Here is a 25,945-nt window from a genome sequence, read left to right on the forward strand (position 1 = left end):
TGTTGCCATCACAGCAGGCAGACGCCCACAAGGCACATTACTTCCGGTGACGTAGCCAGTTCACAATCAGGCTGACAATAATGCCAGCAATGATCGGAGCCGCCAGATCGTGCCAGAAGGCAGTGCCCAGCTGCATGAGCGTCATAGAGCCGCCTGTGTTGCAATGGCAACTGTTCACGGCTATCCTTGAGTTGTTCAGGTTCAAGTCAGCCCCCGTTTTGTTGCCAGGTTTATACCGAACAACGTGCGGGGGTTTTCTCTTTCCAGCAACCGATGCCGCCGGGGATCAAGCCCCCGCAACATTGCGCCTCACCGGGGAAACCCGGCTTATCGCGGATTCTACGGCAACCCTCAGCGCTTATCATCCCGCACTCCCCACACTGCGTGACGCTTCGCATATACAGAATGTTCATGCCGATCGGCCACTCCGCCGCTGGAAAGATTCTTGCCAGTTGGCAACTTTCCTGACACCCGCCCCGATATAAAACAGACTAATGCACTGATATTAAAGAACTCCTTTCATGGCACAGCGATTGCTATATGAGTATGAGCTGTTCTGTTTCGAATCAAAGGAGATATCATGACTGACTGTCGTACTTACGGATTCAACACCCAGATCGTTCACGCGGGGCAACAACCCGATCCTTCCACAGGTGCGCTCAGTACACCTATTTTCCAGACCTCAACATTTGTTTTTGACAGTGCCGAGCAAGGCGCCGCCCGCTTTGCTCTCGAAGAGTCCGGGTACATTTACACCCGCCTTGGCAACCCCACAACCGATGCGCTGGAGCAAAAACTGGCGGTGCTCGAAAGAGGCGAAGCGGCGTTGGCGACGGCCTCGGGTATTTCAGCCATCACCACCACGCTGCTTACACTGTGCCAGCAAGGTGACCATATCGTTTCCGCCAGCGCGATTTATGGCTGTACCCACGCCTTTTTGTCACACAGCATGCCGAAGTTTGGCATCAATGTGAGTTTTGTCGATGCCGCCAGGCCTGAAGAAATTCGTGCGGCGATACGCCCGGAAACCCGGGTTATCTATATCGAAACACCCGCGAACCCGACACTCTCGCTGGTTGATATTGAAACGGCAGCCGGGATTGCGCATCAGCATGGCGCGCTGCTGGTCGTCGACAATACATTCATGTCACCGTATTGCCAGCAACCGTTGCAATTGGGCGCGGACATCGTGGTACACAGCGTCACGAAATACATTAACGGTCACGGAGACGTGATTGGCGGTGTCATTGTCGGCAAGCAGGAGTTTATCGATCAGGCCCGTTTTGTGGGTCTTAAAGACATCACCGGCGGCTGTATGAGTCCCTTCAACGCCTGGCTGACGCTACGCGGTATTAAAACGTTGGGCATCCGCATGGAACGCCACTGTGAAAACGCGCTGAAAATCGCCCGTTTTCTGGAAAATCACCCGGCAATTACCCGTGTTTACTACCCTGGGTTACCATCACACCCGCAGTACGAGCTTGGCAAACGGCAAATGCGCCTGCCAGGCGGCATTATCAGCTTTGAAATTGCAGGCGGACTCGAGGCTGGCAGACGAATGATCAATTCTGTAGAATTGTGCCTCCTCGCGGTCAGTCTCGGTGATACCGAAACCCTCATTCAGCATCCTGCGTCTATGACACATTCGCCTGTTGCACCAGAGGAGCGGCTAAAAGCAGGTATTACCGACGGACTTATCCGTCTTTCTGTGGGTCTTGAAGATCCAGAAGATATTATTAACGACCTTGAAAACGCTATCAGAAAGGCAACCTTCTGACCATGACGCCCTGGGCCGACATCACCGGTCCAGGGGGATGAAATCAAGGCACAAACAGCCTGGCTATACGCCTCATCCTTCGCCATTAAGCACCCCGGAGGATGATGTGTATTTTGGGCAGGGGGCTCTATGCAGGACAACACAATACAATTAAGTAACAATAAAATAACCACTACGTCATCCTCAAAAAAATTACCGTTTACAAAATATGATTTTGGCTGGGTGTTATTATGCATCGGTATGGCGATTGGCGCAGGAACCGTATTAATGCCCGTACAAATCGGTCTGACCGGAATATGGGTATTTATCGTCGCTTTTATTATTGCCTATCCTGCAACCTATATTGTTCAGGATATTTATTTAAAGACATTATCTGAAAGTGAAACCTGTAACGATTATACCGATATAATTAGCCACTATCTGGGTAAAAACTGGGGAGTGTTTCTGGGGGTAATTTACTTCCTGATGATTATCCACGGTATCTTTATTTACTCGTTATCCGTTGTATTTGACAGTGCATCGTATATTAAAACATTTGGTCTGACAGATGCAGACCTCTCGCAATCCATCCTCTACAAAGTGGCAATTTTTTCCCTCCTTGTCGCCATTGCATCTGGCGGTGAAAAGTTACTGTTTAAAATCTCAGGACCGATGGTGGTAGTGAAAGTTGGCATCATTATCGTGTTTGGTTTCGCCATGATCCCACACTGGAATTTCAGTAACATAACGGCATTTCCACAGGCGTCAGTCTTCTTCCGCGATGTTTTGCTGACGGTCCCTTTTTGCTTTTTCTCTGCGGTGTTTATTCAGGTGCTAAACCCAATGAATATCGCCTACCGAAAACGAGAAACCGACAGGGTACTGGCAACCCGAATGGCGATCCGTACCCACCGTATTAGCTACATCACTCTGATTGCGGTTATTTTATTCTTCTCCTTCTCGTTTACGTTTTCGATTAGCCATGAAGAAGCCGTTTCCGCTTTTGAACAAAATATCTCCGCTCTGGCATTAGCGGCGCAGGTAATTCCGGGGCAAATTATTCACATCACATCGACGATATTAAATATCTTCGCGGTGCTGACGGCCTTTTTCGGTATTTATCTCGGTTTCCATGAAGCGATCAAAGGTATTATTCTTAATTTACTTAGTCGCGTAATTAATGTTGAGAAAATTAGCCCGCTGGCGCTTACCCTCGGAATTTGTACCTTTATCGTCATTACGCTGGTTATTTGGGTCTCTTTCCGCGTCTCCGTACTTATTTTCTTCCAGTTGGGTAGTCCGCTCTATGGTATTGTTTCCTGTATCATTCCTTTCTTCCTGATCTATAAAGTCAAACAACTGGAAAAACTGCGCGGTCTGCGAACCTGGCTGATTTTGCTGTACGGGATCCTGCTGTGCTTTTCACCGCTATTGAAGCTGATTGAATAATGCAAGGTAAGCGCCGTCAGTGGCTCCTGCAAGCGGCGGCGCTTAATTGACATCCTCGAGTTGATAACTCCGGATCTTATTCAGCACCGTGGTATGCGAGACGCCAAGCGCTTTTGCAATATCCCGTGACGATACGTTCTCACCGACCATCTGCTCAATGATTTTGCGCTCTGCATGCTGAACCTGTTCTTTAAACGGGAATGCCGTTCCCTGCGTTATATTTGGGCTTTCTTCAACGGGTAGGTTCACTAAGCGTAAATCTTCCATCGTTATCACATCACACTCAGACATTAGCATTAGCCGGATGATGGCATTTTCCACCTCTCTGACATTACCCGGCCAGCGATGACGAAGTAAAAATGAAAAACAGGCTCTATCCAGAATAATCCTCCGCTGAAATTCCTTAGCGTATTTATGGACAAAGTGGCGGATCAGCAAGGCGATATCCTCCGGCCGCTCACGAAGCGGAGGGATAGTCAGCGAAAGGACATTAATGCGATAGTAAAGATCGGCGCGCAGTTGACACCGTTCGACCATCTCTTCCAGGTTAGCGTTGGTGGCGACAATAATACGTGCATTAACCGGGATAATGTGTGAACCACCGACCCGCCGAATGCCACCATCCTGCAACACACGCAGTAATTTAGCCTGGAGATTCAGCGGCATTTCGCCAAACTCATCCAGAAAAAGCGTACCGTGATCCGCTATCTCAAAGAGCCCTTTTTTCCCTTTGCTGTCTGCACCGCTGAACGCCCCTTTTTCATAGCCGAAAAATTCACTCTCCATCAACGTTTCAGGAAGTGCGGAGCAGTTCACGGGGATAAAAGGATAAAAACGACGTTGCCCGGAATTATGAATGGCGCGCGCCAGAAGTTCCTTACCGGTTCCGGTTTCACCACGGATCAACACCGTATATTTGCTGTCGGCAATTTTTATCGCTTTTTCAATCAGCGACTGCATGCCCGGGCTGCTGCAAATAATATCGGAAAAATAACGCGGGCGGGCCAGTTCTGACGAAGATTGCCCGGTCATATCTTCGGAAAGCCAGGCAACATTAACAATATCGGGGCGCTGGCATAACCGGTTCTGCACACTGGAAATATCCTGCACGTGGCGACTCCAGGATTTAATCAGGATCCTGCCGGGCGTGACTTTCATCGAAATAATATTAATGTCGCAGCAGGAAAACTCCTTGAGGACATCCTCAACCATGGACAGGCGATCAATTGTTCTGATATCCCAGCGTATCGTGACCACGTTTGCTCCATTTCATTTAGCAACTGCGATTTAACCGATAATTCTGTGACGTTACGACATCTGCATACATTCTAACCTATGCGGAATAATCTTCTGCCAATGGACTCACATTGCGGACTCAAAAATAAAATATAAAAAAACCGGAGCACAAGGCTCCGGTTATGAGGGGATTACCGGCAGTTATTGCTGTGGATTTTCATCCTGATCAACAGCGAAGCAGGCCACCAGCTGGCCACGGTAGTCTTTAAGCTGCGGCTGCAACTGAGTGCAGGGACCAAAGCGGCGACGGCAACGCGCATTAAAGGCGCACCCCGGCGGCGGATTCAGCGGGCTTGGCAGCTCGCCGGTCAGTTTGATGCGCTCGCGGCGATCGTCCGGGTTCAGACGCGGCGTGGCTGAAAGCAGAGCCTGCGTATACGGATGGCGTGGATTACTGAAGATCTGGTCTTTCGTCCCTTTCTCCACGCAGCGGCCTAAATACATCACCATCACTTCATCAGCAATGTGTTCCACCACCGACAGGTCGTGCGAGATAAAGACGTAAGAGAGCCCCAAATCCTGCTGCAAATCCATCATCAGGTTCAGCACCTGCGCGCGCACGGAAACGTCCAGCGCCGAGACGGGTTCGTCGGCAATCACCACATCCGGGTCGAGCATCAGACCACGGGCGATAGCGATACGCTGACGCTGACCGCCGGAAAACATGTGCGGATAGCGATCATAATGTTCGGTTTTTAGACCGACTTTCGCCATCATCGCCAGCGCTTTTTCGCGGCGCTGCTCTTTGCTGAGCGAGGTGTTGATCAGCAGCGGCTCTTCCAGAATCTGTCCCACCTTTTTACGCGGGTTCAGAGAACCGTACGGGTTCTGGAACACAATCTGGATTTTCTGCCGACGCAGTTTCTGCGCCTGCGGATCGTGTTTAAGCAGATCTTGCCCCTGATAGTACAGCTCACCACCGGTCGGGGTTTCAATCATCGTCAACAGACGACCGAGCGTGGATTTCCCACAACCTGATTCCCCCACCACTGCCAGAGTTTTACCGCGCTCCAGGGTAAACGAAACGCCATCCAGCGCTTTTACCAGTCGTTCAGGGGCAAACAGCCCCTTCTTCACCGGATAGTATTTCTTCAGATCGATAGCCTGCAACAGCGGTTGTTGCGAGGTGGCCTCGTGCGTACTCATAGTGTTGGCCTCCCGGCATCATCGAGTGGGTAGTGGCATTTCGACTGGCGACCTTCACCCAGTTGCATCAGTTCCGGCTCTTCGCCACGGCATTTGTCCGTCGCATACGGGCAGCGAGGATTCAGCAGACAGCCGTTCGGGCGGTCATATTTCCCCGGCACCACGCCAGGCAGTGAGGCCAGGCGCGCCTTGTCCTGCGCAAATTCAGGCAGTGCGCGAAGCAACGCCTGAGTATACGGATGACGCGGGGCGTGGAAGATATCATGCGCATTCCCCGTTTCCACCACCTGACCGGCATACATCACAATGATTTTGTGCGCAGCTTCCGCCACCAGCGCGAGGTCATGGGTAATCAGCACCAGCGCCATATTCTCTTTCTGCTGCAATTCCAGCAGCAATTCGATGATTTGCGCCTGGATAGTCACATCCAGCGCGGTGGTCGGTTCATCGGCAATCAGCAGCTTCGGCCGACAGGCAATGGCCATCGCAATCATCACTCGCTGGCTCATCCCACCGGACAACTGGTGCGGATAGACGTCCAGGCGCGAGGCCGCGTCGGGAATACCGACCAGGTTTAACAGATCGATCGCCCGCTGAAGGCGGGTTTTCTTGTTGCCGCCCTGATGCACCTTGATGGCTTCCATTATCTGGAAACCCACGGTATAACAAGGGTTAAGGCTGGTCATCGGGTCCTGGAAAATCATCGCCACTTCGGCGCCGACCAGGTTGCGTCGCTCTTTTTCGGAGATACGCTTCAGATCCTGACCGTTAAACTCCAGCTTTTCCGCCATCACGCGACCGGGATAATCAATCAGCCCCATGATCGCCAGCGAACTGACCGATTTACCCGAACCGGACTCGCCCACAATACCGACCACTTCCCCCTGATTTACGCTATAGCTGATACGGTCTACGGCGCGAAACGGGGTACCTTCATCACCGAAGTGCACCGATAATTTGTCTACATTTAATAACGCCATCTCGAACCTCTTACTGCTTCAGTTTGGGATCGAGCGCGTCACGCAGACCGTCACCCATCAGGTTAAATGCCAGCACCGTCAGCAGGATCGCCAGACCCGGGAAGGTCACGACCCACCAGGCACTTTGCGCAAACTGCAACACGTCGGAGAGCATGGTGCCCCACTCCGGCGTCGGCGGCTGCGCGCCCATACCCAGGAAGCCAAGGGCGGCCATATCGAGAATGGCGTTAGAAAAACCGAGCGACGCCTGAACAATCAGCGGCGCAAGGCAGTTAGGGAAAATATTGACGAACATCTGACGCATCGCGCCAGCGCCCGCCACACGGGAAGCGGTAACATAATCGCGGTTTACCTCGACCAGCACCGCAGCGCGCGTTAAACGAACGTAGTGCGGTAGCGCCACGAATGTCAGCGCCAGTGCGGCGTTGCCAATCGAAGGACCGAATACCGCCACCAGCACCAACGCGAGCAGCAGGCTCGGGAGCGCCAGCATGATATCGACCACACGCATAATGATGTTATCGACGATACCGCCGAAGTAACCGGCCACCAGTCCCAGCACCACGCCCATGATCAGCGACAGCACCACCACCAGACAGCCGACCAGCAGCGATAAACGCGCGCCGTACATCAGACGCGACAGTACATCACGGCCCACATCGTCGGTCCCCAGCAGGTGCGCCATCGTGCCGCCTTCCTGCCATGCCGGCGGCGCCAGCAGCACATCACGGAACTGATCTGCCGGATTATAGGGGGAGATAAAGTTTGCAAAGGCCGCAATCAGGATCATGATGACGACATACACCAGACCCACAACGGCACCCTTGTTGCGTTTAAAATAGTGCCAGAACTCCTGCATCGGGGTCATTGGCACCGGTGCAGTCATAACTTTATTTTCAGTAACCTGTGACATGATGGCCCCTTACTTCTTATGACGAATACGCGGGTTCACCACGCCGTACAGCAGATCGACCAGCAGGTTGACGAGAATAATCATCGTCGCCACCAGCAATACTCCGCCCTGGACTACCGGATAATCGCGACGTTGCAGCGCATCAATCAGCCAGCGCCCAAGTCCAGGCCACGAGAAGATGGTTTCAGTCAGAATCGCCCCTGCCAGCAGCGTCCCCACCTGTAAACCAATCACCGTCACGACAGGCAGCATTGCGTTACGCAGGGCGTGAATAATGATCACACGCATCCTGGTGAGCCCCTTGGCGCGAGCGGTACGGATGTAATCCTCACCCAGCACTTCCAGCATCGAGGAACGCGTCATACGCACAATCACCGCCAGCGGGATGGTGCCGAGCACCATGGCAGGCAGGATCATATGCGCCAGCGCATCAATAAAATTGCCCTCTTCACCCCAGATAGCGGTATCGATTAGCATAAAGCCCGTTAGCGGGTTGGTGTCATCAAGGAACACCATATCGCTCACCCGCCCGGAAACCGGGGTCAGGTTCAGTTGAACGGAGACCAACATAATCAACATCATGCCCCACCAGAAGATAGGCATGGAGTAACCGGTCAGCGCCAGGCCAACGGCGGTGTGATCGAAAATGGAACCGCGCTTGACGGCGGCGAGCACCCCGACCGGAATCCCGACCGCGGTAGCGAAAATCATGGCGCAAACACCCAGTTCCAGCGTCGCTTTAAAGCGAGGGACGAACTCCTCCCACACCGGTAAGCGGCTTTTCAGCGAGATGCCTAAATCACCATGCATAACCCCCCAGATGTAATGGAGGTACTGCTGCCACATCGGTTTATCCAGACCGAGTTCTGCCAGCAATTGAGCGTGACGCTCAGGGGAGATACCACGCTCACCCGCCATGATCATCACCGGATCGCCAGGGATCATATGAACGAAGGCAAAGGTGAGAAGAGTGATACCGATAAACGTGGGGATGACGAGTCCCAAACGTCGGAGAATGAACTGCAACATAACCCGGATTCTCTCTAATGACGCGCCGCCTGGTGACAGTGCGTCTGTATTGCTCACAAATCTTATCTCCCCCTCACGCGAGAAGGAGATAAAGCATTACTGCCAGGGGCGGTACGCGGACCGACTTAACGGTGCGTAGCGCCTCCCGGCGTTGCTTTTAATTATTCGACAGAGACGTTTTCGAAGTGGTGTTTGCCTAATGGATCAACCACATAGCCTTTGACTTCTTTACGCACTGGCTCGTACACGGTGGAGTGAGCAACAATCAGAGCCGGGGCTTGATCGTGCATCACTACCTGAGCTTGTTTGTAGAGCTCAATACGCTTGTTATGGTCGTCAGTCGCGCGTGCCGGCTGAATCAGGTCTTCAAACGGCTTGTAGCACCAGCGAGAGTAGTTAGAACCGTCTTTCGCCGCAGCGCAGCTGAACAGGGTGGCGAAGAAGTTATCCGGATCCCCGTTGTCGCCGGTCCAGCCCATCATCACAGCCTGATGCTCACCCGCTTTGGCGCGTTTCAGATACTCGCCCCACTCGTAGGTCACAATCTTGGCCTGAACGCCGATCTTAGCCCAGTCAGCCTGAACCATTTCCGCCATACGGCGTGCATTCGGGTTGTACGGACGCTGTACTGGCATCGCCCACAGCTCAACGGTAAAGCCTTTATCCTGGCCTGCTTCTTTCAGCAGCGCTTTCGCTTTCTCAGGATCGTAGGTGTAGTCTTTAACGTCGTCGTTATAGCCCCACATGGTTGGCGGGATCAGGTTCTTTGCCGCCACGCCAGCGCCCTGGTAAACCGCTTTGATAATCGCTTCTTTGTTCACCGCGTAAGTCAGCGCCTGACGCACTTTCACGTCATCAAACGGTTTCTTCTCGGTGTTGAAGGAGAGATAACCGACGTTCAAACCTGCCTGCTCCATCAGGTTGATGTTTTTGTCCTGCTTCATGCGCGCGATGTCTGCCGGATTCGGGTACGGCATCACCTGGCACTCGTTCTTCTGCAGTTTGGCGTAACGCACAGAGGCATCAGGCGTAATGGAGAAGACCAGACGATCGATCTGCGGCTTGGTGCCCCAGTAGCCCGGGAACGCTTTATAGAGAATACGGGAGTCTTTCTGGTACTGCAGCAGCTGGAACGGACCGGTACCGATTGGGTTCAGGTCGACTTTTTCCGGCGAACCGGCTTTCAGCATGTTGTCTGCATATTCTTTGGAAAGAATAGAGGCGAAGTCCATTGCCAGGTCAGCAAGGAACGGCGCTTCCGGACGCGTCAGCACGAACTGAACGGTGCTGTCGTCGACTTTCTTCACTTCGCTAATCAGGTCAGGCAGCCCCATCCCTTCAAAGTATTCATAGCTGCCGCCAGAGACTTTGTGGTACGGGTTTTGCGCATTTTTCTGGCGATCGAAGGAGAACACGACGTCGTCTGCATTAAAATCACGCGTCGGTTTAAATTCTTTGTTGTCCTGCCACTTCACGCCTTTGCGTAAATGGAAAGTATAGGTTTTACCGTCTTCACTGATTTCCCACTTCTCAGCGAGGCCAGGAATGACTTCGGTAGTACCGGTTTTAAATTCCACCAGACGGTTATAGATAGGTACTGAGCTGGCGTCATAGGTTGTACCAGAGGTGAACAACTGTGGGTTGAACCCTTCAGGAGAACCTTCTGAACAATAAACCAGAGTTTTAGCCTGTACACTTGCTGCGACAGTCATAGCCACAAGGCTCAGACCAAGCTTCAGCATCCCTGACTTCTTCAAGGAAATACTCATTCTTCTGCTCCAATTGTGATGTTTTGTTGTTTTACCCTTTGCAGTGGGCTGCACCGCCTGGCCTTTTTTGTTTTTTACCCGGCCGGGTCGGCGTTAAGAGGATGGGGATTCCGTTCACATAAACGACTGAGTTGCAGTGCGGATTCTCCATGAAATGCCCCTCATGCCCTACAATCTGTCAACAGAATGTGAAAACGTCAATACAGGTAACCGCGATTTACAGCAACGGTGAGAATTCACAAACAAAGATTAAAAAAACTTCAGACCACTATTTTCAGCAGAGAAATTTGTGCTACGCGTACAACACCAGAATTAATCTCTTCATAGTTAGCAACATTTGGTGGTTAACGTTTGTGCATATTATGAAAAATTTCTGACGAGATGCTGCATATCTGAGCGATTAATATCATGAACGTTAAAGCGCACAGCGGAAAATGCTGGGTTCAACCATAAGTAACGCAAAAAAAGATTCAAACAAATATCAAAAAAGGCAATGGAATATGTCACAAAATCGTTAACACACAGAGAGAAGTGGGGCGCATTTTTGCCGCAATAGTGCGGATCAGTCACTGGTAGGATTCGATGCACTAAATTGCCTGATGGCGCTTCGCCCGTAGGCCGGATAAGGCGCTTGCGCCGCCATCCGGCAATGCCGGGCATGGTGTGGTGTTTTTGCCTGATGGCGCTTCGCTTATCAGGCCTACAGATGCAAAAAAGCCTGCTCAAGAGCAGGCTTTTCGAATTTGGTCGGTGATAGAGGATTCGAACCTCCGACCCCTTCGTCCCGAACGAAGTGCGCTACCAGGCTGCGCCAATCACCGAATGCGGGGCGCATATTACTGCTGGGGTGCGCGCCCGTCAATCCCTTAGTATTAAAATGTCTTCTAATCGGCGAGAAAGTCAGCAGCGCGATTAGTTAGCTGCAGCTTTCCCCGCTTCAGGAATACGGCACCAGTTACTGTTCTCATTAATTCCGCCATCTGGCGAGGTAAAACCGAGGCAACCCATAATGGTGTCGTAGAGTTCAACATGACGACGCGGCACCTTCATTTCGGCTTCCTGCTTCAGTTGAGCAAACATCTGCGCATGTTGCGGATTCTCAAGATACTTGTCAGACATCCAGACCAACATGGGTACGCGGAACTGCTCTGGCGGCGCCATATTACGCGGCGTACCGTGCAGATGCTCACGCTCATTTATCGACTCGCCATGATCCGCAGCGTAGAACACAATGGCTTTCTTATCGCGCAACTGGTCAAAAACGCTGGTAATAAAATGGTCGACGTAAGTCACCGAGTTATCGTAAGAGTTGATCATCTGGGCTCGGGTACAGCCGTTATCCACCCCAACACACTCCGGAGTCCATTGCGCATAGCTACGCGGATAGCGCTGGGTGTAGTTAAAGTGCGACCCTTTGGTATGCAGAATAATCAAATGCTTGCCGTCAGTATTACGCTTTAATGACTGCTGCATTTCCTCCACCAACAGCATGTCATCGACCGTCTTGCCACGGTTGCGCGGCTCGGCGCCAATCTGCTCACGATAGGCGATATTATCGGCCATCGTGTTGCTGTAGAACCACATCTCGCTCTGCATCGCATACAGATCTGAGCTGAATCCTAACTGCTTAAGCACCGCAAAAACGTTCTGCTCTTTCAGCGTACGTTGCGGGTTTTCTTCCGCCCCACCCTGACGCACGAACATACAACGCAGGGAGAGTTTCGTCGCGGTGTCGCATGAGTAACCACGGAATGCCGCCAGGTTTTTCTCCTGAGCCAGCTTCGGCGTGGTATTTCGCTCATAGCCGAAAATACCCATGTGATCCCAGCGCGTCGTTTCGCCAATGATGAACACCACATACGTGTCATCAATGTCTTTTGGCGCAACATAGGTGAATTTCCTGGCTGGGTTCATTAACGACTTATTATCGGAAGATTCATCCACCTGCGCCCAGGCGTACAAACCCAACGCGGATAGCCAGTTGGAGGGCAGGTAAGAGTTTGCCACCACGCCGCCATAGCTGGGTAAATCGACCCCCGTCGCCCGCTCAACTTTCTTCTGCTGTACATCAAGCAAACGAATTGGCGCCCAGACCATCAGCCCGGAAAGCACAACAACGGCCACGCTGCGAACGCGCAGACCTGGCGTGCGCAACTGGCGCAGTAGCGTGTAGCGGCAGCGGTTGCTCCAGATAAAAAACAGCGGCAGGATGCTCACCGCCACTAACCACAAAATGAAATGCAGCCCCACAACCTCTTTCGATAAATCAATATCGGTGGTCATGACAGAAGCCACAATGCCGTAGCCGATGACCACATTCAGGAAGGTCATGTAATAACTGGCGCCGGCGGAAAAGAGCACGATCAACGTGGTGAGTACACGCCAGGCTCGTCGGCCAAACAGCGAGAGAAGGCGTAACAAAAAGAACGTGATGAGAACAGTACCCGCCAACTCGACAGCCGCAGAGAGTCCTTTCCAGACGGTAAATTCTTGGGCGTAGCTACCGAAGCGACGGTAAAATACGGCACAATTCATAAACAGACCGATATATAGCGCGAGCAAGAAACTGAGCCTTTGCTGCGTTATCGACTTAATGTATCTCATGCAAACAAACCCTGGGAGTCGGGATTAAAACTTCCTGCGCAACAGTCAAACAGACCGGACAGGTGAACATGCGGAAGTAGTCGTTTAAGGGAATTCTACAAGCGCGGCTAAGTAGACCACAAGAAGCGGAAAAAGTGTCTACAAAGTGTGTGATCAGAGCATAGATTTACAAAAATGCAAGAATCAATGCACAAATTATCAGTGACAACAGACAGGAAATACGAAAAGGCCAGCGATTACACTGGCCTTTTTCAACATGTTTATCAGGTGTGAGAGTTACGCATGCACCGCTTCGAGTCTTTCTTGTTTCGGCTGGCGAATCGTCGTGGAGAGCGCCAGAGAGATAATCAACAATGCGAAGATAACGCAGAAGGTGATGTAGAACCCACCGAACAGGGACGCAATCAGCGAACCGCAAATACTGCCGATACCAAAGCCAAGGTAAATGACACCGTAGTTTTTCGCCAGATTGTTCAGGCCGAAGAACTCGCTGACCAGCGATGGGTACACGGTGATCGTGCCGCCAAAGTTGAAAGCAACACAGGCGATGGCCGCAAAGAACGTCACCTCATTCAGCGGGGCGAAAAGCAGGGCCGCCATACCCACCAGTGAAATGACCTGACCGATCGTGATCACCCGGATACGGGACATTTTGTCAGACAGGATACCCAGCACCAGACGACCAGACAGGTTGGCGATAGAGATGACGGTCACTGCATTTGCCGCCGTCGCAACGTCCATATGCACCAGACCCTGAGCAATATCTTTCGCCACACCAATGACATACAAACCGCTCATGCACGCCGTCAGGAACATCACTGCCAGCATCCAGTACTGAGGTTTACGCATGGATTCCGCCAGCGTGTAGTCGTTCTCCATTACGCCATTTTTCGCTTTAACTTCCTGATTCGGCGCGTCTTTCATCAGCGTAGCACCAAACACAATCATCACCAGCGCAATAGCGCCCCAAATCATGAACGTTTTTTCCAGACCGACGCTTGCCAGAAGATGGCTATCGATAAATTTGAAGCCCAGGCTGCCCAGACCATAAGAACCAATCGCAAAAGCAGAAATCAGACCTTTACGCTCCGGGAACCACTTCACGCAGTTGGAGAGGGTTAACAGGTACCCTGCGCCATCCGCCAGACCAACCAACACACCGGCACTCAGCCACAGCATGATCAGGTTGTCAGAGTGGGCGGTCAGGAAGAACCCCACGCCCAGCATAATCCCGGACGCCATCGTGACGCGTTTCACGCCGAAGCGTTCCTGAAGCTTCCCGGCAACGGAAGAAGAGATCGCCAGGCCCAGGCTCAGCAGACCGAATGAAAACGCAACCTGGCTGACAGGCGCATTCAGTTTTTCAGAGAGTGCGCCATTAAACAGGCTCCAGGTGTAAACAGAACCTAACGCAAATTGCGTAATGATGGTGCCGATAAGCGTTAACCAACGGGTGCGCTGATAATCAGAATTTTTCATGGCCGTCTTCCTGCATAAACAAATGGAGTCATTCACTGCTGACCACAATAACGAAGTGCTTTTTATGCAGGGAAAAAACGGCATGAAATGCCATCAGAACGGAATGAAATGCCTGGATTGCGGAATGAATGACGAGACAAATAAGCGATGTGCTGATTTTTTTGAGTCAGTTAGTACACACTATCGCTGAGAACGGTGTAAATATTGAATACAGCACGTAAATAAATTGTTTTAATTACGTATCTATATTGATCAAAATCTGGCGCTTACCCCCATGGTATAAAGATAGTCACTGGTATTCGCGCTATTTTCCGCCTGCGAGAGCGCTGCATATGCCGCCATATGGGGGTTCAGTAACATATCTGCACCCACGGTCACATCCAGCCAGTTATTCTCCTGGCTTGCGGCTGTCATACGGCTTAACCCCGATTGCGCTTTCCAGATATTTTCCCCAAATTGCTGGTTGTAGCTAATTTGCGCCCAGGGCCTCACGTCGCCAAACTGCGAATTCACTCGCCAGCCTAGCGTACTGACACTGGCGTGCCACAAGGGATCAGTCAGCGTTTGCGTCGACACGCTGTCGCCAAATTCGTTGTACGCCGTAGTGGTCGAACCGTCGTAATGCAGGGCGGCAACTGGCCCTGTGGTGACCCGCTCCGTGACGGGAATATTCCAGCCCATGCTCATACCGCTGGTCGACTCTATCGGAGATTCATCCGCCAGACTGACCTCCAGCCCAGGCGAATGCTGAGCAGCACTAATACGTTCTGCCAGAATATCGTTATAACTTGGTTGGTGATCGCTATCCCATGTATAGCGTTCTGTCGTATGACCCGACACGGTATCAACGATATATTCTTGTTGCCAGGCATAAGCTGTGTTGATGTAAAGCGAACAGACTATTACGCTCGCCGTCACGCATAACGCCCGGCGACCACTGCATTTTTTTATAATCATCAACGCGACTCCAGAGAAGAGCCGAATTCGGCGATATTATTGTCATTGTGCGAAGGGTATCGGGCAACGTAGCCCTGTATTAAATATTGCCTGTTTAGCTGGCGCGTCAAGGCGAGCCGAATGAAATATTTACGGTAGTCAAAAGCGAGGAAGAATATGCAGCGTTGCGGCTGGGTCAGTCAGGATCCCCTTTACATTGCTTATCACGACAAGGAATGGGGCGTCCCCGAAACCAATGGTAAAAAACTGTTCGAAATGATCTGCCTGGAAGGACAACAGGCCGGATTGTCCTGGATAACCGTGTTGAAAAAGCGTGAGAACTATCGCGCGAATTTTTATCAGTTTGACCCTGTTCGCGTAGCGGCCATGCAGGAAGAGGACGTCGAACGCCTGCTCCAGGATGCTGGCATCATTCGCCATCGTGGAAAAATTCAGGCCATTATCGGCAATGCCCGGGCTTACCTTGCCATGGAGCAGAACGGTGAACCGTTTGCTGATTTTGTCTGGTCGTTTGTTGATAACCCGCCACAGGTAACGCGCGCCGCTGAGCTGAGTGAGATCCCCACATCTACCCCCGCGTCCGATGCGCTCTCTAAAGCGTTAAAAAAACGTGGGTTTAAGTTTGTCGGAACCACTATCTGCTACTCCTTTATGCAGGCGTGCGGACTGGTCAATGACCATGTGACAGGCTGTTTTTGCCATCCGGGAGAATCTCATGATTCGCGAATCTCAGAGTAACGATATGGCGTCGCTACTGGCGCTATGGATGAAGAGCACCCTCTACGCCCACCCGTTCATTGAGGAGCGCTACTGGCATGAGAGCGAGCAGATTGTGCGGGATGTCTATTTGCCTGCTGCGCAAACCTGGGTATGGGAAGAAGACGGCATTCTGAAAGGTTTCGTCAGCGTCATGGAGGCGAGATTTCTGGGCGCGCTGTTTGTCGCGCCAGAAGCCATCAGAAGCGGGATCGGTAAAGCGCTGGTCCAGTTCGTTCAACAGCGCTTTCCGGTTCTCAGTCTGGAGGTCTACCAGAAAAATCAGTCTGCCGTGAATTTCTACCATGCGATGGGTTTTCGTATTGAAGACAGCGCATGGCAGGAAGATACCCAGCATCCGACCTGGATTATGAGTTGGCGGGCGGATCAAACGCCGTAAGCGTTAACGCCGGACCGGTGTACTTCTCCACCCGTGCCAGTGCGGTGTTTCCTGCACAACCATTCCCCAGCCGCGAGCTGGGGAGATCTTTGGTTAACACGTTTACCGCGCCGTTTTTGCACATCCCCCCCACTGTATAATCCAGGTCTGGCCACGCACCCTCGTGAATACACATAACGCCAGGCTTAATTCCCTCCGTCACCACTGCGCCCGCCAGAATTTGTCCACGCTGATTCCAGACCCGCACCGTGTCGCCATTGGCGATTCCCCGCGCCTGAGCATCCCGTGGATGCAGGATGATCGGCTCACGCCCGGCCACCGCATACTGCTCGCGCAATGAGCTGTAGTTGAGCTGGCTGTGTAAGCGATGCGCTGGATGCGCAGACAAAACCTGCAGCTGATCCGCTTCGGCGTTGCCGTGCCATTCGTCTGGCGCCAGCCACGTCGGATGCCCTGGGCAATCGGCATAACCGTAATTGGCAATTCGTTGACAGTAGATCTCGATTTTGCCGCTGTCTGTTTTTAGTGGATAAGCCTGTGGATCACGACGAAAATCGGCGAAGCGAACAAACTGCGCATTGGCCGGGTGTTCCGCCATTTCAATGAGGGAATTCTCCGCCCAGAACGATGCAAACGGGGGCAACGTCACCTGCTGGCTGGCGCCGCGTTTCCCGGCAATGTTGTAAAACGTCTCCAGCCACTCCAGCTCGCTTTTCCCTTCAGTGAAACGCGCATAGCCGCCCGCTTCCCAGCGTTCGCATAGCGCGGCAAACACATCAAAATCATTGCGTGCTTCATCACGCGGCGGCACAACCTGCTTCATGGGCACCAGGTGCTGGTTGCTGTAATCCCCGGTCATGGTTAAATCGTTGCGTTCAAAGGAGGTGGTGGCAGGCAACACAATATCCGCGTGCTTTGCCGCCGCCGTCCAGAAACATTCCGAGATAACCACCAATTCCGGTTTTTGCCACGCCTGAATCAGGCGATTCGTGTCCTGGTGATGGGTAAAGTTCGCCCCGCCCGCCCACCAGACAAAGCGGATGTCCGGGAAGTGACGGTCCATGCCGTTATGCTGGTAAAACCCGCCGGGGTTCTCGAGCGCTTCCACGATGCGCGCGACCGGAATTTTATCCACCGCATCGGTACCGCCTTTGAGGCTCCCTTGCATGGAGGCCAGTACCGCAGCGCGTCGCGTCGGATTACCGCCATTGGCAAAGTGATAAGAAAGACCAAAACCGCCGCCGGGAGTGCCAATCTGCCCAAGCATGGCGGCAAGCGTGACGATCATCCAGTGTTTTTGCTCGCCAAATTGCTGACGCTGCATGCCCCATCCGGCCATCAACATAGTGGTGTTTTGATGAAAAACTTCTGCCAGTTCGCGAATTTTCGCTGCCGATACGCCACAAATTTCTGCAGCCCACTCTGCCGTCTTTGCGGTACCGTCGCTCACACCCAGCAGGTAATCAGCGAACCTCTCATATCCGGTCGTGCAGCGCGCCAGAAAATCGTCATCATGCCAGCCGTTTTCGACCAGCGTATGCGCAATACCCAGCATCAGTGCGACATCCGTGCCCATATGCGGGGCGATCCACTCCATTTTTTCGCCAAAGAAATCGACACTTTCCGATCGCATGGGATCGATACAGATCAGTCGCTTACCGCTTTTACGCAGCGCATCAAAATAGGCGATGCCCTGCTCATCTGACGCATTCCACGCAATTTTTAGCGTATTTAGCGGGTTAGCGCTCCACAACACCACCACATCGCTGTGCTCCAGAACCATCGGCCAACTGGTTTGCTGCTGATAGACCTCATTTCCACCGACCACATACGGCATAATGGCCTGCGCCGCGCCGGTAGAATAATCGCCCAGGTGCCCCGTATACCCGCCAGCAAGCGCCATATACCGCTGCAACAACGTCGCCGCTTTGTGGAGTACACCGTTCGAGCGCCAACCGTACGAACCGGCGAAAATCGACGCCGGGCCATAGTTTTCGCGAATGCGTTTGTGCTGCGCGTGAATCAGATCCAGCGCCTCATCCCAGCTCACGCGGACAAATTCATCCTGTCCACGCACGCCCTGCGGGCAATCTGGCGAGGCGAGGAATCCTTTACGCACCATCGGGAAACGGACCCGGGTTTTACTGTGTACCTGATCGTGCACAACGGTTTGCAGCGAGTTAGGATGCGACGTAGGTAACGCTCCACGGGACGAAAAGACGGTGTTACCATCCGTCTCGACCAGAAGAGGTCCCCAGTGAGCAGCGGTGAGTACTGAATAGCGTGATGATGCGTTGGACAAGTGAAGCGCTCCTGCAGGTGTGGCGGCTTTTTTATTATTACGTTCAATGTTACTTACAAATTTCAGAGTCTTCCCTGGAATTTTCTTCATGTTCACGCGTCATAATCAATCGCCACGGTCGCTGTGGTAAAGAATAAAAAGTCATTAAGGAATTAAGATGAAGAAACGTGTATTTGTGATTGCTGCCATCGTGAGCGGCGCCCTGGCGGTATCTGGCTGCACAACCAACCCTTACACCGGTGAGCGCGAAGCGGGTAAAGCCGGTATTGGCGCAGGTATTGGTACGCTGGTTGGCGCTGGCGTCGGCGCACTCTCCTCATCCAAGAAAGATCGCGGTAAAGGCGCACTGATTGGCGCAGCGGCGGGAGCTGCATTAGGTGGCGGTATTGGCTACTACATGGACGCGCAAGAAGCAAAACTGCGCGAGAAAATGCAAGGAACAGGCGTGAGTGTGACGCGTAGTGGCGATAACATCATTCTGAACATGCCAAACAACGTGACCTTTGACAGCAGCAGCGCCACCCTGAAACCTGCGGGTGCAAATACCCTGACAGGCGTCGCGATGGTACTGAAAGAGTACAATAAAACGGCAGTCAACGTCATTGGCTATACCGACAGCACCGGTAGTCAGGATCTGAACATGCGTCTGTCGCAACAGCGCGCAGACTCTGTGGCCAGTTCGCTGATCACCCAGGGTGTTGAAGCGAACCGCATCCGCACCAGCGGTATGGGTCCGGCAAATCCAATTGCCAGCAACAGCACCGCAGAAGGCAAGGCGCAGAACCGCCGCGTCGAAATCACCTTAAGCCCGATTCAGTAATTCTTATTGCCGGATGGAGGCAGGCCGCATCCATCCCGTAGGCCCGGTAAGCGACAGCGCCACCGGGCACATCGCCGGATGGCGGCTTCGCCTTATCCGGCCTACCTTCTTATCCGGCATGAAGCACTTGCCATCATTGATTTTCGCGATAAGGTGTTGTCACCAAATTCAGGGAAATCAGCGATGAGCAAATCAACACGGGCCACCATCAGCGACGTAGCAAAAGCCGCAAAAACGGGTAAGACCAGCATTTCGCGTTATCTTAATGGCGAAAAGCATCTGCTGTCCGACGCGCTGCTGGCTCGCATTGAAGAAGCAATTGCTGAACTCGACTATCGCCCCAGCCTGATGGCCAGAGGTCTGAAGCATGGCCGTACCCGTCTGATTGGCCTGATCATCGCCGACATTACCAACCCCTATTCTGTGAACGTATTGAGCGGCATTGAAGCGGCATGCCGCGAAAAAGGCTTTACCCCGCTGGTCTGCAATACCAATAACGAAGTGGATCAGGAATTGCACTATCTTGACCTTCTGCGTAGCTATCAGGTGGAAGGGATTGTGGTTAATGCGGTCGGCATGCGTGAAGAAGGGCTGAATCGTCTGCAACAATCCGCGCTCCCGATGGTGCTCATCGACCGAAAAATCCCCGACTTCGCCTGTGATGTCGTGGGACTGGATAACACGCAAGCGGCGACCACCGCCACCGAACATCTCATAGAACAGGGCTTTGAAGCGCTGCTCTTCCTCAGCGAACCGTTGGGTATGGTCAACACTCGCCGCGAACGTCTGAGCGCCTTCCACGCGACGCTGGCGCGCTATCCCGGCGTGGTTGCCGAAAACGCCGAGGTACCGTTGGCGGAAAATAGCCAACTGGATAATACCCTGCGCCAGTTTCATCAGCAGCATCGGGGTATGCGTAAAGCCGTTATCTCTGCCAATGGCGCGCTAACGTTGCAGGTGGCCCGATCGCTCAAACGTATTGGCCTTAACTGGGGCAGCGACATCGGTCTGCTCGGCTTTGACGAGCTGGAGTGGGCGGAGCTGGCAGGCGTAGGCATCACCACCCTGAAACAACCGACCTGGCAAATTGGTTTTGCCGCTGTTGAACAGGTGGTGCGCCGGATTGAAGGCGGGACGGGAGCTATCCACGAGCAAGTGTTCTCTGGCGAGCTGATCGTCCGCGGCTCCACCGCCCGTTAATTAACCTTCGTGATGCCGATCATAATTTCGCAATCCTGAACTTTTCTTTGGAACCGGTTCCATCTAGCGTATTAAAAAGAGCGTTAGTTTTGGAGTTACCATGCAGAGAAAAATTATGGTGGTCACAGCCGCCTACGGTTATGACCATGTTCATGCGGCAGGCGGACAAGCCGCTATTCTGCCCGTGATTGCGGAAGCCGGAGCGGACGGCGTCGAGATCCGTCGTGAAATGTTGACCCCGACCGAACTGAAAGCACTGCCAACGCTGGCTTCCGCCATTGAAATTTTTGGTCTGCTGGCCTGTTACTCCGCACCGGAACCATTGTTTCTTGAGGATGGAACGCTCAATCCCCTGCTGCCCGCCCTGCTCAACGAAGCTCAACACCTGCAAGCACTGTGGTTAAAAGTTTCACTGGGTCATTTTACCCGCCAGGAAGAACTGGGCCGCCTGCAGGAATGGCTGGAAAACAGCGGGATGGCCCTGGTGGTGGAAAACGACCAAACCGTCTGCGGGCAACTTCGTCCAATGCAACACTTTAACGCGGCATGTCAGGCGCTGAACCTGCCGATCTCGCTCACCTTCGATATGGGTAACTGGTTATGGGTGGGCGATTCACCGGAAGAGGCTGCACGCCTGCTGTCGCCCGCCGTTAGCTATATCCATGTCAAAGCCGCCGAGCCTTGTCGGGACAGTTTTCGCGCCATCGCACCTGATATGGGCGATCCCCGCTGGCTGGCGCTGTTGAGCGCACTGCCCGCAGATGTGCCGCGCGGTATTGAGTTTCCGCTACAAGGACAAGATTTAACGGCCGTGACCCGCCGCTATGTCGATTTGTTACGCAAGGAGTAACGCATGAAAAATGCTCTGGATGTCATCACCATTGGCGAAGCGATGGCCATGTTTGTCGCGATCCAGCCGGGTGATTTGGCGGACGTCGATTGCTTTATTAAACGTGTCGCAGGTGCCGAGCTTAACGTGGCAACCGGTCTTGCACGACTGGGGTTAAACGTAGGCTGGGTGAGTCGCGTCGGCAATGACAGTTTTGGCCGTTTTATTCTGAACTCGCTGAAAAAAGAAGGGATCAATGCGCAATGCGTCACCCTTGATGAGCATCACGCGACCGGTTTTCAGCTCAAATCTAAAACCGAAAATGGAACCGATCCCATTGTGGAATATTTCCGCAAAGGATCGGCTGCCAGCCACCTCAGCCCCGAAGACTATCACGACGCGTACTTCTCCAGCGCCCGCCATCTTCATTTAAGCGGTGTTGCGGCGGCGCTGTCCACGAGCTCCTACGCGCTGTTGGCCCATACCGCTCGCACTATGAAAGCCCAAGGCAAAACACTCTCTTTTGACCCGAACCTGCGTCCGGTGCTGTGGAACAGCGAGGCGGAGATGGTGGAAAAACTCAACCATCTCGCTTTCCAGGCGGACTGGGTGTTACCGGGACTAAAAGAAGGAATGATCTTAACCGGAGAACAGACACCGGAAGGCATTGCCGATTTCTACCTTTGCCGCGGCGTGAAAGCCGTGGTGGTGAAAACTGGCGCTGACGGTGCCTGGTATAAAACAGCCGATGGCGAACAAGGCTGCGTTGCCCCGGTAAAAGTCGACAACGTTGTCGATACGGTGGGTGCCGGTGATGGCTTTGCGGTAGGCGTCATCAGCGCTCTGCTGGAAGGACGCACACTGCATCAGGCAGTTACCCGGGGCAATAAGATTGGCGCACTGGCCATTCAGGTTCAGGGCGACAGCGAAGGATTACCCACACGTGAACAACTAGGGGAATAACCCCAGACCCTTCTCTGCACCCTACATCGCAGAGGCGTCAGAACCTGAACCAAAGAGGCAGGCCTATGAACAGCTCTACAAATGCAGCAAAACGTTGGTGGTACATCATGCCCATCGTGTTTATCACGTACAGCCTGGCGTACCTTGATCGTGCGAATTTTAGTTTCGCATCCGCCGCAGGGATTAACGAAGATCTTGGTATCACGAAAGGGATCTCCTCTCTGCTGGGCGCCCTTTTCTTCCTCGGCTATTTCTTTTTCCAGATCCCTGGCGCGGTCTACGCTGAACGTCGCAGCGTACGCAAACTGATTTTTGTCTGCCTCATTTTATGGGGTGGATGCGCATCGCTTACCGGGATGGTCAGTAATATTCCAATGCTTGCCGCCATTCGTTTTATTCTGGGTGTGGTGGAAGCCGCCGTCATGCCCGCCATGCTGATTTATATCAGCAACTGGTTTACCAAATCCGAGCGCTCACGCGCCAACACCTTCCTGATCCTCGGCAATCCGGTCACCGTGCTGTGGATGTCCGTGGTTTCCGGCTACCTGATCCAGGCGCTCGGCTGGCGCGAAATGTTCATTATTGAAGGTTTCCCCGCTGTTATTTGGGCGTTTTGTTGGTGGGTGCTGGTGAAAGACAAACCTTCCCAGGTGGGCTGGTTAACAGAATCAGAGAAAGCCGCGCTTCAGGCACAGTTGGAAAAAGAGCAACAGGGCATTAAAGCTGTGCGTAACTACAGTGAGGCCTTCCGTTCACGCAATGTCATCCTGCTGTGTATGCAATATTTCACCTGGAGTATTGGGGTTTACGGCTTCGTGCTGTGGCTACCGTCAATTATCCGCAGCGGCGGCGCTAATCTCGGGATGGTGGAAGTCGGCTGGCTCTCGTCAGTGCCATATCTGGCCGCTACCGCCGCCATGATCCTTGCCTCCTGGGCATCCGATAAACTACAGAACCGTAAGCTGTTTGTCTGGCCGCTGCTGCTGATTGCCGCCTTTGCCTTTATCGGCTCCTGGGCCGTAGGTGCAAATCATTTCTGGGTTTCTTATACCTTGCTGGTGATTGCGGGCGCAGCGATGTACGCGCCGTATGGTCCTTTCTTCGCCATCATTCCCGAAATGCTGCCACGTAACGTTGCCGGTGGCGCAATGGCGCTGATCAACAGCATGGGGGCGCTGGGGTCGTTCTTCGGTTCGTGGTTTGTTGGTTATCTCAATGGCGCAACCGGCAGTCCTTCCGCCTCTTACGTTTTTATGGGGGTAGCGCTTTTTACCTCGGTATGGCTAACTTTAATTGTTAAACCCGAAAATAATCATCCGCTGCCGGTTGGCGCACGCCACGCGTAAATTTTAACTCACGGAGATTTGCATGAAGCCGTCCATTATTCTCTACAAAGCGTTGCCTGACGATTTACTGCATCGCCTGGAAGCACACTTCACCGTTACGCATGTGCCGAACCTGCGCCCAGAGACGGTAGAACTACACGCCAAAGCCTTTGCCACAGCAGAAGGCCTGCTGGGCTCCAGCGAAGTCGTCGATAGCACATTGCTTGAGAAGATGCCGCAATTGCGCGCAACATCAACCATTTCAGTAGGCTATGACAATTTTGATGTGGATGCCCTGAATGCGCGCAATGTACTGCTGATGCACACACCCACGGTGCTGACAGAAACCGTTGCCGATACGGTGATGGCGCTGATCCTCAGCACGGCACGCCGTGTGGTGGACGTCGCAGAGCGCGTGAAGGCGGGCGAATGGACGAAAAGTATTGGACCAGATTGGTTTGGTACCGATGTTCACCACAAAACAGTGGGGATCGTTGGTATGGGTCGCATTGGTCTGGCACTGGCGCAACGTGCCCATTTCGGCTTTAACATGCCGGTTCTCTATAACGCGCGCCGCCGCCATCAGGAGGCGGAGGATCGTTTTAACGCGCGCTATTGCGACCTCGACACACTGTTACAGGAATCTGATTTTGTGTGCCTGATCCTACCGCTAACGGAAGAAACGCATCATCTGTTTGGTGCACAACAATTTGCCAAAATGAAGTCTTCCGCCATTTTCATCAACGCAGGGCGTGGCCCGGTTGTCGATGAAAACGCACTGATCAGCGCCCTGCAAAACGGCGTAATTCACGCTGCGGGTCTGGATGTGTTTGAGCAAGAACCGTTATCGGTAGACTCACCGTTACTGTCTATGTCGAACGTGGTGGCGCTGCCACACATCGGATCGGCGACCCATGAAACGCGCTATAACATGGCTGCCTGCGCCGTGGACAATTTAATCGATGCGCTGCAAGGCAAGGTAGATAAGAATTGCGTTAACCCGCAAGTTGCAAGTGAGTCATAAAAAAAGAGGCGAATCGCTCGCCTCTTTTTCAAATCAACGGTTCCAATGCCCGATCCCTTCGGGCATTGATCGTTTATTCGGTCGCGTTCACCGCAGCCGTCCAGGCCTGAGTAAATGCCTGATGCTGGGATGCCAGCGGGCCAATCAGCGTGTTGTACTGGCTGGCTTGTTGAGATGTAGGGAACTGAATGCCGTTCGCCACAAAGCTCACCTGCGCTTCTTGCTGCGCCACAAAATCGCCGACCTGTACCAGTTGCTGCGTAAAAATTTGCGCGGCTGGGATCAGCGGCTGTAACGCATCTGCCGGGGCGGAAACAACTTTGCTGTAAACCTTATCAAAAACAGGTTTCAGATCGTCAGCCTGTTTCAGCGCGCCATGCGCAGCATCTGCCTGCAATTTTGCGTTTTGCAACTGCTGGGCCAGAACACCTAACGAACCATTTGCCTGACGCAGCGGTTCACGTTGGGTTAAGTAATCCTGAGGAACACGGATTGCATTGACGCTATCAACGACCGGGCGCAGACCCGCGTCCATCGCCTGATTTACCTGCTGCGAAAAGCCATACAGAATGGCGTAATCAGAAACAAAGGGGCCAAACTGTTTTTTCTGATCGGCGGTCAGCGTCGGTAAACGTTCTCCGCTACGCATTGCAGTATTCTGCAGGAAATCGATAAACGCTTTGCGCTGATCGCCTTCTTTATCAAAACACCCGCTCAGGCTAACTACCATCAATAACGCCACAACAGGCGCAAACCAGCGAGAGCAGGACTTACCTGTCGCCATTTTAATACTCCTTTCACCCATAAATGCGCACAACGACACCCGCGTGCCTGACGCTGACAAGGATAGTCCAGGTCAGGCTCGCAAGATACCCTTTCCACGTAATCTTGTAGCGGAAAGTTACACAAGTGAAGGCCGCAATACAACGAGACGCTGAGAGCCTGATC

General features: G+C 52.9%; 22 protein-coding genes and 1 tRNA gene. 10 read left to right on the top strand and 13 right to left on the bottom strand.

Annotated elements, in window-relative coordinates; translation table 11 throughout:
• Positions 1-37 precede the first annotated feature (37 nt).
• The gene (locus tag NNO04_RS12020) at positions 38-145 is read right to left on the bottom strand and encodes a type I toxin-antitoxin system toxin Ldr family protein (protein ID WP_192614163.1); all 108 of its coding nucleotides are present in this window, start codon (positions 143-145) and stop codon (positions 38-40) included.
• Positions 146-580: 435 nt separating this feature from the next.
• Here NNO04_RS12020 and megL point away from each other — a divergent pair, with 435 nt between their 5' ends.
• Positions 581-1,777: a methionine gamma-lyase gene (gene megL, locus NNO04_RS12025; RefSeq protein WP_271444837.1), complete on the top strand. Its 1,197-nt coding sequence runs from the start codon at positions 581-583 to the stop codon at positions 1,775-1,777.
• Between the two features lie 129 nt (positions 1,778-1,906).
• The gene (locus tag NNO04_RS12030) at positions 1,907-3,205 is read left to right on the top strand and encodes an aromatic amino acid transport family protein (protein ID WP_271444838.1); all 1,299 of its coding nucleotides are present in this window, start codon (positions 1,907-1,909) and stop codon (positions 3,203-3,205) included.
• 42 nt (positions 3,206-3,247) lie between these two features.
• On the opposite strand, the gene NNO04_RS12035 is transcribed toward NNO04_RS12030, so the two are convergent.
• From NNO04_RS12035 to NNO04_RS12080, 10 genes are all read right to left on the bottom strand, one after another.
• A complete protein-coding gene (locus NNO04_RS12035) occupies positions 3,248-4,462 on the bottom strand; it encodes a sigma-54 interaction domain-containing protein (RefSeq protein WP_271444839.1) in 1,215 nt (404 codons plus the stop codon).
• A gap of 180 nt (positions 4,463-4,642) precedes the next feature.
• Entirely contained in the window at positions 4,643-5,647 is a 1,005-nt protein-coding gene (gene dppF, locus NNO04_RS12040) for a dipeptide ABC transporter ATP-binding subunit DppF (RefSeq protein ID WP_271444840.1), read from the bottom strand.
• Entirely contained in the window at positions 5,644-6,627 is a 984-nt protein-coding gene (dppD, locus tag NNO04_RS12045) for a dipeptide ABC transporter ATP-binding protein (protein ID WP_271444841.1), read from the bottom strand. The genes dppF and dppD overlap by 4 nt, the downstream gene beginning before the upstream one ends.
• Positions 6,628-6,637: 10 nt before the next feature.
• Complete coding sequence (gene dppC, locus NNO04_RS12050; RefSeq protein WP_271444842.1) at positions 6,638-7,540, bottom strand: dipeptide ABC transporter permease DppC; 903 nt, start codon at positions 7,538-7,540, stop codon at positions 6,638-6,640.
• 9 nt (positions 7,541-7,549) lie between these two features.
• Complete coding sequence (gene dppB / locus NNO04_RS12055; protein WP_271444843.1) at positions 7,550-8,569, bottom strand: dipeptide ABC transporter permease DppB; 1,020 nt, start codon at positions 8,567-8,569, stop codon at positions 7,550-7,552.
• Between the two features lie 161 nt (positions 8,570-8,730).
• Entirely contained in the window at positions 8,731-10,338 is a 1,608-nt protein-coding gene (gene dppA, locus NNO04_RS12060) for a dipeptide ABC transporter periplasmic-binding protein DppA (protein ID WP_271444844.1), read from the bottom strand.
• A 744-nt stretch (positions 10,339-11,082) separates the two neighbouring features.
• Positions 11,083-11,159 (bottom strand) — tRNA-Pro (locus NNO04_RS12065).
• A 91-nt stretch (positions 11,160-11,250) separates the two neighbouring features.
• Complete coding sequence (eptB, locus tag NNO04_RS12070) at positions 11,251-12,942, bottom strand: kdo(2)-lipid A phosphoethanolamine 7''-transferase (RefSeq protein WP_271444845.1); 1,692 nt, start codon at positions 12,940-12,942, stop codon at positions 11,251-11,253.
• Positions 12,943-13,218: 276 nt separating this feature from the next.
• A complete protein-coding gene (locus tag NNO04_RS12075) occupies positions 13,219-14,421 on the bottom strand; it encodes an L-lactate MFS transporter (protein WP_271444846.1) in 1,203 nt (400 codons plus the stop codon).
• A 252-nt stretch (positions 14,422-14,673) separates the two neighbouring features.
• A complete protein-coding gene (locus NNO04_RS12080) occupies positions 14,674-15,378 on the bottom strand; it encodes an autotransporter outer membrane beta-barrel domain-containing protein (RefSeq protein ID WP_271444847.1) in 705 nt (234 codons plus the stop codon).
• 156 nt (positions 15,379-15,534) lie between these two features.
• Between NNO04_RS12080 and tag the strand changes: the two genes are divergently transcribed.
• Both tag and NNO04_RS12090 read left to right on the top strand, forming a co-directional pair.
• Positions 15,535-16,116 (top strand): DNA-3-methyladenine glycosylase I, encoded by a 582-nt coding sequence (tag, locus tag NNO04_RS12085; protein ID WP_271444848.1) that lies wholly within the window; start codon positions 15,535-15,537, stop codon positions 16,114-16,116.
• A complete protein-coding gene (locus NNO04_RS12090) occupies positions 16,094-16,534 on the top strand; it encodes an N-acetyltransferase (protein WP_271444849.1) in 441 nt (146 codons plus the stop codon). The genes tag and NNO04_RS12090 overlap by 23 nt, the downstream gene beginning before the upstream one ends.
• Here NNO04_RS12090 and NNO04_RS12095 read toward each other — a convergent pair.
• Entirely contained in the window at positions 16,503-18,836 is a 2,334-nt protein-coding gene (locus tag NNO04_RS12095) for a molybdopterin guanine dinucleotide-containing S/N-oxide reductase (RefSeq protein WP_271444850.1), read from the bottom strand. The genes NNO04_RS12090 and NNO04_RS12095 overlap by 32 nt on opposite strands.
• 157 nt (positions 18,837-18,993) lie before the next feature.
• Here NNO04_RS12095 and NNO04_RS12100 point away from each other — a divergent pair, with 157 nt between their 5' ends.
• The 6 genes from NNO04_RS12100 (at position 18,994) to ghrB (ending at position 24,997) form a co-directional block, all read left to right on the top strand.
• Positions 18,994-19,656, top strand: coding sequence for an OmpA family lipoprotein (locus tag NNO04_RS12100; RefSeq protein ID WP_162382626.1), 663 nt, complete (start codon positions 18,994-18,996; stop codon positions 19,654-19,656).
• Positions 19,657-19,839: 183 nt separating this feature from the next.
• Entirely contained in the window at positions 19,840-20,856 is a 1,017-nt protein-coding gene (locus NNO04_RS12105; protein ID WP_271444851.1) for a LacI family DNA-binding transcriptional regulator, read from the top strand.
• A 100-nt stretch (positions 20,857-20,956) separates the two neighbouring features.
• Positions 20,957-21,706 (top strand): sugar phosphate isomerase/epimerase family protein, encoded by a 750-nt coding sequence (locus tag NNO04_RS12110; RefSeq protein WP_271444852.1) that lies wholly within the window; start codon positions 20,957-20,959, stop codon positions 21,704-21,706.
• Between the two features lie 3 nt (positions 21,707-21,709).
• Complete coding sequence (locus NNO04_RS12115) at positions 21,710-22,648, top strand: sugar kinase (protein ID WP_271444853.1); 939 nt, start codon at positions 21,710-21,712, stop codon at positions 22,646-22,648.
• A gap of 65 nt (positions 22,649-22,713) precedes the next feature.
• Positions 22,714-23,994 carry an MFS transporter gene (locus NNO04_RS12120; RefSeq protein WP_271444854.1) on the top strand — a complete coding sequence of 427 codons (1,281 nt, stop codon included), beginning with the start codon at positions 22,714-22,716 and terminating at the stop codon, positions 23,992-23,994.
• Positions 23,995-24,016: 22 nt separating this feature from the next.
• The gene (ghrB, locus tag NNO04_RS12125) at positions 24,017-24,997 is read left to right on the top strand and encodes a glyoxylate/hydroxypyruvate reductase GhrB (protein WP_271444855.1); all 981 of its coding nucleotides are present in this window, start codon (positions 24,017-24,019) and stop codon (positions 24,995-24,997) included.
• Positions 24,998-25,070: 73 nt separating this feature from the next.
• On the opposite strand, the gene NNO04_RS12130 is transcribed toward ghrB, so the two are convergent.
• Positions 25,071-25,781: a DUF3053 domain-containing protein gene (locus tag NNO04_RS12130; protein ID WP_271444856.1), complete on the bottom strand. Its 711-nt coding sequence runs from the start codon at positions 25,779-25,781 to the stop codon at positions 25,071-25,073.
• Positions 25,782-25,945 lie beyond the last annotated feature (164 nt).

Source organism: Citrobacter sp. Awk 4 (assembly GCF_028069725.1).
Classification (GTDB): domain Bacteria; phylum Pseudomonadota; class Gammaproteobacteria; order Enterobacterales; family Enterobacteriaceae; genus Citrobacter_D.